12 protein-coding genes are annotated in these 9,045 nt (G+C 61.6%); 9 read left to right on the plus strand and 3 right to left on the minus strand.

Going from position 1 to position 9,045, the window contains the following annotated elements; genetic code table 11:
• Positions 1 to 514: 514 nt before the first annotated feature.
• The 6 genes from YU9_RS0117595 to YU9_RS47830 all read left to right on the plus strand — a co-directional run bounded on the left by YU9_RS0117595 (position 515) and on the right by YU9_RS47830 (position 3,502).
• Positions 515 to 694, plus strand: a complete 180-nt coding sequence (locus YU9_RS0117595; RefSeq protein WP_027574016.1) for a hypothetical protein — start codon at positions 515 to 517, stop codon at positions 692 to 694.
• Between the two features lie 296 nt (positions 695 to 990).
• On the plus strand, positions 991 to 1,302 hold the full coding sequence (locus tag YU9_RS0117605) for a hypothetical protein (protein ID WP_027574017.1): 312 nt from the start codon (positions 991 to 993) through the stop codon (positions 1,300 to 1,302).
• Between the two features lie 335 nt (positions 1,303 to 1,637).
• Entirely contained in the window at positions 1,638 to 1,949 is a 312-nt protein-coding gene (locus YU9_RS51095; RefSeq protein WP_371259165.1) for a hypothetical protein, read from the plus strand.
• Positions 1,950 to 1,959: 10 nt separating this feature from the next.
• Entirely contained in the window at positions 1,960 to 2,133 is a 174-nt protein-coding gene (locus YU9_RS47820; RefSeq protein WP_156951955.1) for a hypothetical protein, read from the plus strand.
• A 644-nt stretch (positions 2,134 to 2,777) separates the two neighbouring features.
• Complete coding sequence (locus tag YU9_RS49565) at positions 2,778 to 3,038, plus strand: hypothetical protein (protein ID WP_371259167.1); 261 nt, start codon at positions 2,778 to 2,780, stop codon at positions 3,036 to 3,038.
• 209 nt (positions 3,039 to 3,247) lie between these two features.
• Entirely contained in the window at positions 3,248 to 3,502 is a 255-nt protein-coding gene (locus YU9_RS47830; protein WP_156951957.1) for a hypothetical protein, read from the plus strand.
• Here YU9_RS47830 and YU9_RS45830 read toward each other — a convergent pair whose 3' ends face one another.
• Entirely contained in the window at positions 3,503 to 3,838 is a 336-nt protein-coding gene (locus YU9_RS45830) for a phage portal protein (protein WP_245266427.1), read from the minus strand. It lies immediately after the preceding gene.
• On the opposite strand from YU9_RS45830, the gene YU9_RS49980 reads away from it, so the two are divergent.
• Entirely contained in the window at positions 3,749 to 4,054 is a 306-nt protein-coding gene (locus tag YU9_RS49980; RefSeq protein ID WP_027574019.1) for a hypothetical protein, read from the plus strand. The genes YU9_RS45830 and YU9_RS49980 overlap by 90 nt on opposite strands.
• A 9-nt stretch (positions 4,055 to 4,063) precedes the next feature.
• Here YU9_RS49980 and YU9_RS0117640 read toward each other — a convergent pair whose 3' ends face one another.
• Entirely contained in the window at positions 4,064 to 5,755 is a 1,692-nt protein-coding gene (locus YU9_RS0117640) for a methyl-accepting chemotaxis protein (RefSeq protein WP_027574020.1), read from the minus strand.
• Between the two features lie 230 nt (positions 5,756 to 5,985).
• On the opposite strand from YU9_RS0117640, the gene YU9_RS0117645 reads away from it, so the two are divergent.
• A complete protein-coding gene (locus YU9_RS0117645) occupies positions 5,986 to 6,345 on the plus strand; it encodes an alpha-hydroxy-acid oxidizing protein (protein ID WP_256375911.1) in 360 nt (119 codons plus the stop codon).
• 189 nt (positions 6,346 to 6,534) lie between these two features.
• On the opposite strand, the gene YU9_RS41795 is transcribed toward YU9_RS0117645, so the two are convergent.
• Positions 6,535 to 7,929, minus strand: a complete 1,395-nt coding sequence (locus tag YU9_RS41795) for a sorbosone dehydrogenase family protein (protein ID WP_063623723.1) — start codon at positions 7,927 to 7,929, stop codon at positions 6,535 to 6,537.
• Between the two features lie 496 nt (positions 7,930 to 8,425).
• Between YU9_RS41795 and YU9_RS0117655 the strand changes: the two genes are divergently transcribed.
• On the plus strand, positions 8,426 to 9,045 hold a 620-nt coding region (locus YU9_RS0117655), incomplete at its 3' end, for an alpha/beta fold hydrolase (RefSeq protein ID WP_027574022.1).

A 9,045-nucleotide genomic window follows, 5' to 3' on the forward strand; every position in this document is an offset into this window, starting at 1 on the left:
TTGGGATCGTTCATGGTGGCGCCGGGGTTAGCCGACCTGGGACTGCTCGACGCGCCCTGTCCGGTCGTGGCAGCCGGGGAATCTCCGCCGCCGCCTCCGGCACTGGCTCCACTTGCTCCGCTGGCTCCGCCGTCTCCGCTTCCAGCTGCGCCCGCGCCGGCACCCGCGCCCGCTCCGGCACCCGCGCCGCCCGCACCACCTGCCCCGCCCCCAGCTCCGCCTTGCGCCGAGGCTGCGGCAATCGATCCGAACACCAACGCGGCGGCTAAGGCAATCTTTGCGATTTTCATGCTGGTATCTCCTTGCTGAAGTTTGCAGAAACTGAACGTCGCAAGGATCGTTCCTAAGGCAGCGCCAAATCCAGAGATACTGCCGCAAGGGTCTATGCGCCTGACGTTGCAGGGCTCAAGCCCGCTCGCGAGCTCCACGAGAGCGGCACCTATGTCCGGCTCCTCATCGGCGGCGCGATAATATAATTCTGCGGCCAAGCGATAGGCGCGCAAGGAGCTGATGCATGGCGAAGAAAATCAAACAGCTGCGGAAGCAAGCTGAAAAGGCCGCGCGCGCCGCTAAGGCAGCCGCAGATGCGGAAGTATCAGATCAACTGCGGACGCTAGCGCGCGCCTTTCAGAGCCAGGCCGACGTTCTGAAATCGAAAAAGAGAGCAGGCAAGAAGCACAAGAAGCAACGGTGATGCTGACGTAAAGCCCCGCTTCCCGGCGTCCGTTAGATCATGCGCAAGATGATGAAAAGTCCGATCTCAACCAGCAAGATCGCCCCGGTCATTGCGGATATGAGAAATAGGTCACCCGCCGATAGGAAGTGCATGGTTCGCCTCGCAATTTCCCCGAACCATTCCTAGCCCTAATCCAAATTTAAATTATTTGCACGATTTAAATGGTTTAATTGGTCTCATGTGTTATTTTATTTGTCGATTTAATAGCGCAATATCGACGATGGAACTTGCAATTTTGTTGGAGTTTTCTGGGTATGAGCCGCTCCCCGTCGATTGTGCCTCATGTGGCAGCAGACCAGGATGTCTACCTTGTGGTCGAGGAATTTGCCGGCCGGCGAGCCTGGTGCGAAACAGCCGAAGAGGACACCGGTCGCGCGACGCTGATGCGGCGCCTGATGGACGGCTTGTATGAGCATCCCACTCGCATCGTGGCCTTCAACACGACAGAGGGATGGTCGCGCGATGTAACAGTAGAGATCGCCGATGAGCTGCGCCGCCGCCTTGTCGAGTTCGACGAAGTGGCGGCATGCGTCCTGAAGTTCGTGGAGAGAGCGGCGAGGCGCTGAGGCAGGGATTCGCAATTTCGCGCCGAACTACTTATCTGCTCGGTATGTTTAAGGCATACAAGCTGTGCCTGGCGACCGCCGGCAAGCAGGTCCCATCGGGGCCAGACTGGATTCATGAGGTGAAGCACGACGGCTACCGGATCCTGGTCATCCGGGAGAATGAGCGCTGCGCCTGCTTTCCCGGAACGGCAGCGACTGGACGAAGCGCTACTCTTGGATCGCCGAGACCGCGCTGCAAAACCGGCAGAAGCATTTCGTGATCGACGGCGAGGCCGTGATCCTGGGCGTCGATGGCATCTCAGATTTTAACGCGCTGCACTCGCGCAAGCACGACCATGAAGTCCAGCTCTATGCCTTCGACCATTCTCGCGATGGACGGCGACGACCTGCGCGACCTGCCGCTGCACCTGCGCAAGACGAACTTGGAGCGGCTGCTGGCGGGGCGGCCGGACGGGATCACAGTTGCGCCGTTCGAGCGCGGCGAGATTGGACCCGACCTGTACCGGGCGGCCTGCCGGATGGGCCTTGAGGGTTTAGTTTCCAAGCACCGCGATCGGCCATACCGCGGCGGTCGGCAGAAGGACTGGATCAAGGTCAAGAACCGCAGTCATCCCGCCATGGATCGCGTGATGGAAGCGTTGCCGTGAGAAGGCCCATGTGGCCCTGTTGGTTCCGGGACCGCGCCAAATCAGCAACGTTGGCCGTCGCTCGATCTATCCTGCGAACGGCTTCTGCCTGCCGCATGCAGAAGCCGGTCATGGTGAGATCACGCCGCGCCGCCCGCACCTCGTGCAGCGCATGATCGATTGCCTCTTTGTGACTAACCATTGAACTGCCCTATGCCTCACACCCGGGCCAGCGAACGCGCCGGTTGTGGCTAATCTGCGGCCCTTTACGGAACCACCGCGATGAAAGTCCGAGGATTTGAAGGTCTTTGCCACCGAGGTCGCTCAAGCTGAAGCGCCGGGGTCGCGGAAAATCGAAACCGAGGAACAAACTAGCAGCCCTGGAGTCATGGGACTCGCTGAGGCGTCCGCAGACCTCGCTCACGGCGCTCGCCTCTAAACCAAAGCGTTTGTGCGCGACGATGCGGTACGTGGCATATGCAGTCGACCTGTGGGGGCGTTGCCCATGCGACCTATGAGCTGGAGTGCGGCTGCGACGATGATGCTAAGCGGCGAGCTGTGAAATTCCTCGAAGCGCACCCGGTGATAGAGATCTGGAGCGGCCCTCGGCGGGTCGCACGGCTTACGACCGATCCCCCAGCCGGAATTGACGCTTCAGGCGAAGGCGGTCAGCGGAGAATGGGCTAGCCGCTCCGCTCTACCCCTAGGGTCGCCCCTCGGGCGGCCCGACGGGCCGTTCACGCCGTCTCGTTCCCACTCATCTTGAAACAAGATCACGTCTGCCTAACATCTTGCGCGGGAGGGGCCCCCTCCAGCTAAGAAAGGATATTAGACCGTCGAGGATGGACGATGATGCTCGAAGAGAAGCTCGCCCGCCTGCGTGCCCACCGCAATAACATTCATCGATACCGCCGGCTGCTCAAGCCCCGGATTTCCGACCTGGAACGCGAGTACATCGAACGACGTCTCACCGAGGAACGAGCAGCGCTGGAAAGCGTCGCAAGCACGACGTATCCCATCACCTTCAAAATGCCGCCACCAGTGCAACAGCTTGTCGCGCACCTGGAGGCAGATCATGCGACAGCGACCCATGAACGGAGTAGCGCCTGAAAAATCCGAGGACGACATTCAGCGTGAGTTGCTCGGCCCGCGGGGCGTTCCTGGCGCTCCCGATCCGGCAAAAATGACCCCGCAGGTCGAGAAGAACACGCCAAAGCACATTGATCCCGGCCACACCGCCTAGCATCCGGGCAACAAAAAAAGGCCCCACCGAAGCAGGGCCAAAGGACCGGGCGGGTCCGTCTCTCGGGGCGACCTATTTGCCGACCATGGCATTGAGCCGATCGGCGAGCGATCCGGCGCCGGGGCCGGCGCGCAACGCCGGGCATCGGGAAACCCTATTGGTATTGGAACACAATCCCCGACGGGACGTCGTCGGTGCCGACTTCACGGGCGCGCCGCTCGCGACGAGCGATGTGCAGCAGAACGCGGCGAATATCGCGGCAATCACCGCGCAGCCGCAGGATGTGCTGATCTACGACCCGCCGCTCGACACCACGACGACGACGACATGATCATCTCGCAAAAAGCGGTCGACCTGATCGTCCGCGAGGAAGTGTTGAAACATCGCCGGCACTATCACCAGTTCGGAATTCCGCTGATCGTGCTGATCGTCCGGGCGGCCTATGAGCCGCGCTGGCAATACCCGTAGAGCGGAACGACGGTCGAGTGGGCCTATATGCTGCTCGGCGCGTTGGTGGGCATGGGGCCGATGGTGTGCCGAGCATGTAGGGGACGCCCATCGCGGAAAAGACCGCGAGTTGGTTGCGATACTGGAAAGCCTCATAAGCGCCGCCAACATCGGCCGGCTCGGAGAATTTGATATCCTCGCCCGGCAACAGCGCTTGCATGGTGCCGGATTCGAGCGGCGCGATCCCGACCGTGGGCGCGGCGGCTATCGGATCGAGCAGCGGACAACCGTTCTCGCGGCCATGGATCCCGCGCGCGAAATCGAACAAGACCCGCGCGCCCATACCCGGCGCGCGCTCATTTACGCCATCGCGCCCGACGGTCACGCTACGCTGCTGACCGCCGCGCTCATCGCAAAACTACTTTCCTTACGCTGATAAAACTGGTCATGCACGAACAGTGCGCAGGAAATGTGCAACCTCGTCCTTGAGGCGCGTCGAATCGTGTGACAACTGCCTGGCAGATGACAGGAGTTGGGCCGATGCGCCGCCCGTTTCAGCTGCGCCGCGTTGCACGTCGACGACGCCGACGCTGACGTCGCCAGTGCCCTGCGCTGCCTGCTGGATGTTGCGAGCGATTTCGCGCGTGGCTGCGCCTTGCTGCTCCACCGCGGCGGAGACGGCTGTAGCAATCTCCGACATTCTGGAAATAGTGCCGCTGATATCCGAGATGGCGGCGACCGATCTTCCGGTGGCATCCTGCATGCCCCCGACCTGCTGGCTGATCTCTTCAGTCGCCCTGGCGGTTTGTTCGGCCAGCGCCTTCACCTCGCTAGCCACCACCGCGAAGCCACGACCGGATTCGCCCGCGCGTGCTGCCTCGATCGTCGCGTTGAGCGCCAACAGATTGGTTTGGCCTGCGATGTTGTTGATGAGGCCGACAACGTCGCCGATCCGCGTCGCCGCCTGAGCAAGACGCCCGATCTGCTCATTTGTGATCCCGGCCTGTCGCACGGCCTCGCCAGCGATGCGCGAGGATTCCTGCACCTGACGGCCGACTTCCCCGACCGAGGCGGCCAACTGTTCGGAGGCGGACGCTACCGATTGGACATTCGTCGTCGCCTCCTCGGAGGCCGCAGCAACGCCGGTCGCCACACCTTGGGTACGCTCAGCCGTCGCCCTCAGCGTGCCCGCCGATGCCTCGAGCTGGGCCGATGCCGCGGAGACCGTCTGAACGATTTCGCCCACGGCACCTTCGAACGCATCGGCCAGGCGATGCATCTCGCGCCGCCGGAGATCGGCCTGCTGCCGCTCCTGCTCGGCTCTGGCTTCCTCTGCCTCGTTCTTGGCGATCAGCGCCTGCTTGAAAACCTGTAGCGCATCCGCCATCTGACCGATCTCGGTGCGCTCGCCCTGATGCGTTACTTCTGCCGACAGATCGCCGGCGCTGAGGGCCCGCATCGGCGAGACGATCGCGTCGATGCCTTGCGAAACGTTTCTTATCAAGAAGAAGGCGATGAGGGCACCCATGAGTCCGGCGATCGTCACAGTCGCCATTACGGTGTTGAAGGCACGACTGTAGGCGGCTGCGGCCTCCGCTCCCGCCTCGTCCGCGCCCTTGTTGTTCAGGTCGATGGCACTTGTCAGGACTTTGTCGGCCTTCAGGCCGACGGGATTGACGGTCTTGCTGTTGAGCTCGTTGGCCTCTTGGGGGAAACGGCCAACCGCGGCGCGCGACAGACGCAGCACCTCCTGCGCGCTCTTCATGTACTCGTTCCAGAGACCGCGCCATTCGTCGTAGAGCGCACGCTCCTGCGGACCGGCGATGAGCTTCTCGTAGTCCGCGGTATTCTGCGCCATCCTTTCAGCGATCTGCTCGATCCGCTTGTCAAAGTCCGCCTTGTCCTCTGCACGGTCGTTCAAGAGGTGCTGCCGCACCGCGTTGCGGTAAGTGATCGTGGTTGCGCGCAGCTCACCGAGCACGCGAACGCTCGGAAGCCAGTTGGTCTGGATGTCAACGACCGCGGCGTTGATCACCTGCATCTTCCAGATTGCGAACGCGCTGGTGGCGATCAGGGCCATCAAGAGGCCGACGACGACGGCGGTAATCTTGGTTCGTATGGAAATGTTGGAAAACATGGCATCGCTCCCCAAAGGACATCATTAATAACGCCCTCCCGTCGCAATGCATCTGACGGTCGGCGTCTCTCTCCCCGGATCGGGACCAATTGCCGACGGGCCCCATGCTAGCGGAAGTTGTATCGATATTCCTTTAAGCGATTCTTACCTACTGGCGCTGCTCCACGCGAACAACTCTTGCGCGAACTCTGTGCAGTCGATGTTCGATACCTAGGCCGCGGAATTGCGGATTGTTTTCCGGTGAACGCCACATCGATCGGTCGTGTCCCAGCTGGTGGTGTAGCTGGAGCGAAGCCGCTCGCGAAGCGCGCCCCGCCAAGAGCGCGACCACCCGCAAAGCCGCTCGCTCGCTAGTCGACGTGCTCATGGATGGCGTGGTCCAGCGGCGGACTCATGTCCTGAAGGCGCTCTCTATTGGCGCCAAGGCGGTCGGCATTGGTCGCTACTATCTTTTTCCTTTGGCTGCGGCCGGCCAGGCTGGCGTCGAGCTCGCGCGGGGCCTGATGCGCATCGAAATCGAGCGCGACATGAAGCTGATGGGTTGCACTGCGATCAGCCAGCTCTCGCGCGACAATCTGCGGTTCAGATGAGCGATACGCAATGACCGAAGTCCTAGCAACGACGCGATCCCTCCGGCCACTGCAAGCTAGAATGTCCGCCTTGAGTCGATCGGAATCACGCGACAAGTCGGCTACGCGATGCCGGGCCGGCCTTCCGGGCATCTTTGGCGCACGTTGGCCGCGGAGCACCTCGCCGTCAGCTGAATGCTCGGCATACACCTAATGCGATGCACCTTTGTTTCCGGTCGATCCGGTCGCCTCGCCCGGGCCGGCGTAGGAAATTCGCCAGATCGTTCCGCCGGTATCGTCGGCTACGAGTAGCGAGCCATCCTTGGCTATAGCAAGCGCCGCAGGGCGTCCCCAGACCTCAGCTCGTTGTTTGCCCGACGCCCAGAATCCTGTCGCAAAGTTCTCGTAGTAACCCTCGGGCCGACCATTTCGGAACGGCACGCGCACCACTTTGTAGCCGGTCGGCTCCGAGCGATTCCACGAACCCTTCAGGGCGACGAATGCGCTGCCCTTATATTCAGGCGGGAATTGATCGCCGGTATAGAAAACGAGATCGAGCACGGAGGAGTGGGGTTCGAATAGCAGGTCGGGCGTGATCGTCGCGTCCACCTTGTCGGGCGCGAGCTTGGCGAAACCGGGCTGCGGATGCTTGCCAATGTAAGCGTAGGGCCAGCCATAAAATCCTGCTTCCCCCACGTGGATCATATAGTCGGGAGGGAGGTGATCGCCGAGACCGTCGCGCTCCTGCACAACGGCATAGAGATCGCCAGTCTCGGGATGGAAAGCCAGTGCCGTCGGATTTCGTGTTCCTGACGCATAGGTGGTTTGATTGCTTCCGTCCTTGTCGAAGCGCTGGATGGTTGCTTTCGGCTCGGGTTCAACGCCGAGATTTCCTGAAGAGCCTACCCCCACAAACAGAGCCCCGGTCTTTGGATCGATCGCGAGATGGCGGTTCTGATGTCCCTGCGCGATGCCGAACACGCCCTTGTTGGTGATCATCTGGGCACCGTACGCGCCGGGTACAGGCTTGCGGGAATCAGGCGGCACTTCGTCCGCGCGCTGCTGCACCGGTCGACCAGCGCGGAGCGCACCGAGAACGTGCGGCACGCGCCAGATGCCGTCTTGATCGGCAACGAGAACGTTGCCGTCCTGCCAGGCGAGCCCGTACGGTCTGTTCAGATCCTCCACATGTCGATCGATCCACTTCGCGGGTCCATCTCCTTCACTGCGCAGCAGAGTGAGGTAGCCTGCGCTCTGCTCCGCAACCAGGACATCGCCGTTTGGCAGCACGAGCAAACGCCGCGGATTTGTGAGACCTGTAGCGAAAGGTGCGGCGGTGAACCCGGGCGGTACCTGTAGGCTTTGACCAGTGAAGGGCACGGTCAGCGGGCGATTGGTGACGATCGGCCCGGTCTTTGGCGGCGACAGGTCAGACGGAGTAACCTGGAAGTGCCGCCCGACTTCGTGCTCGGCAAGGAAGTTCTGCTCCAGGCGGTCGTTATCAGATGAGTTTGCCTGCCGTTGCGCCGCGCCGGCCGTCAACGCGAGCCCTGCAGCTATCGCCCCGACCAATGCGAACAGAGAAGTTTTGGCTGATCTAATCATGGTTGGCTAGTCCGTGAGGTTGACTCGTATGCAATAACGAACGGGAACGATCCGGGTTCGGTCCTTTGGCGGTCGCCACCGCTTTTCACACCGGGCCAGGAGCTGGCCGACCACGCCTTTGGTGGGCTGCTGGATCTTTTTCACCTGGCGTAGCCGACCATCTGGCCCGACGTCCGCAACCGCCCCGCTTAAAACGTAAACAAGCGTTTATGTTTGACAGCGCCTTATGGGCGGCTCAAGCCGGCGCATCTCGCTCACGTATGCTCTGCATCGGACTGCTGACCTTGGCGCCCAGGCTTCTAATGTCGCCGACGGGCCAATTCCGGACATTATCTGAACCCCGGTCGTCGGTTTCGAACGCGACGCCAATAGTGACGCGGTGGCGCACTCCCGCAGACGAGCCAGGCAGGCGCTCCGGGCCACAGACTTCCGTTTTATGAGATGCCAGATTGTTTGCTATGGTTCAGGCACGCGTCGCAGTTCATTGGAGGGGTCCATGCAGCCAGCAACGCAGTACGCCAGGAGCGGCGACGTTCACATTGCCTACCAGGCGTTTGGCGATGGCCCGATCAATGTGGTCCTAGTTCCCGGGTTCGTATCAAACGTAGAGAACTACTGGGACGAGCCTAGTTTCGCTCGCTTTCTGAGGCAACTGGCCAGTTACGCCCGCGTGGTGATCTTCGATAAGCGCGGCACCGGGATGTCAGATCGGGTTGCTGAACTTCCTGGCCTCGATCAGCGTATGGACGATCTCCGTGCCGTCATGGATGCCGTCGGCATGGAGCAGGCTGCGCTGCTCGGGATTTCGGAAGGCGCTCCGCTATCGATCTTATTTGCGGCAACCTATCCGCACCGTTGCCGCGCGCTGGTGCTCTACGGCAGCTTTTCGCGCTTCTCATACTGGTTTCCGACTGACGAGTCGCTTTCAGCCTTCTTCCGCTATGTCGAGCAGGCGTGGGGTACGGGCGGAAGCCTGCAAAGGTTCGCACCCTCGCGCGCAAATGACGCAACTTTCCAGCGCTGGTGGGGGCGCAACGAGCGGCTCGGCGCCAGCCCGGCCGCCGTGGCCGCTCTCATGCGCATGAATAGTCAGATCGAAATCAGCGGGATTCTACC

The sequence above is a fragment of the Bradyrhizobium sp. WSM1743 genome, from assembly GCF_000473065.1.
In the GTDB taxonomy this organism is placed as follows: Bacteria; Pseudomonadota; Alphaproteobacteria; order Rhizobiales; family Xanthobacteraceae; genus Bradyrhizobium.

Bases quoted from the DNA above. Each gene is read 5' to 3' on its own strand.
- YU9_RS51095 (WP_371259165.1), top strand. From the start codon at position 1,638: ATGAAGTCCAGCTCTATGCCTTCGACCATTCTCGCGATGGACGGCGAC.
- YU9_RS0117640 (WP_027574020.1), bottom strand. From the start codon at position 5,755: ATGTTTTCCAACATTTCCATACGAACCAAGATTACCGCCGTCGTCGTC.
- YU9_RS0117605 (WP_027574017.1), top strand. From the start codon at position 991: ATGAGCCGCTCCCCGTCGATTGTGCCTCATGTGGCAGCAGACCAGGAT.
- YU9_RS41795 (WP_063623723.1), bottom strand. From the start codon at position 7,929: ATGATTAGATCAGCCAAAACTTCTCTGTTCGCATTGGTCGGGGCGATA.
- YU9_RS49565 (WP_371259167.1), top strand. From the start codon at position 2,778: ATGATGCTCGAAGAGAAGCTCGCCCGCCTGCGTGCCCACCGCAATAAC.
- YU9_RS45830 (WP_245266427.1), bottom strand. From the start codon at position 3,838: ATGCAAGCGCTGTTGCCGGGCGAGGATATCAAATTCTCCGAGCCGGCC.
- YU9_RS0117595 (WP_027574016.1), top strand. From the start codon at position 515: ATGGCGAAGAAAATCAAACAGCTGCGGAAGCAAGCTGAAAAGGCCGCG.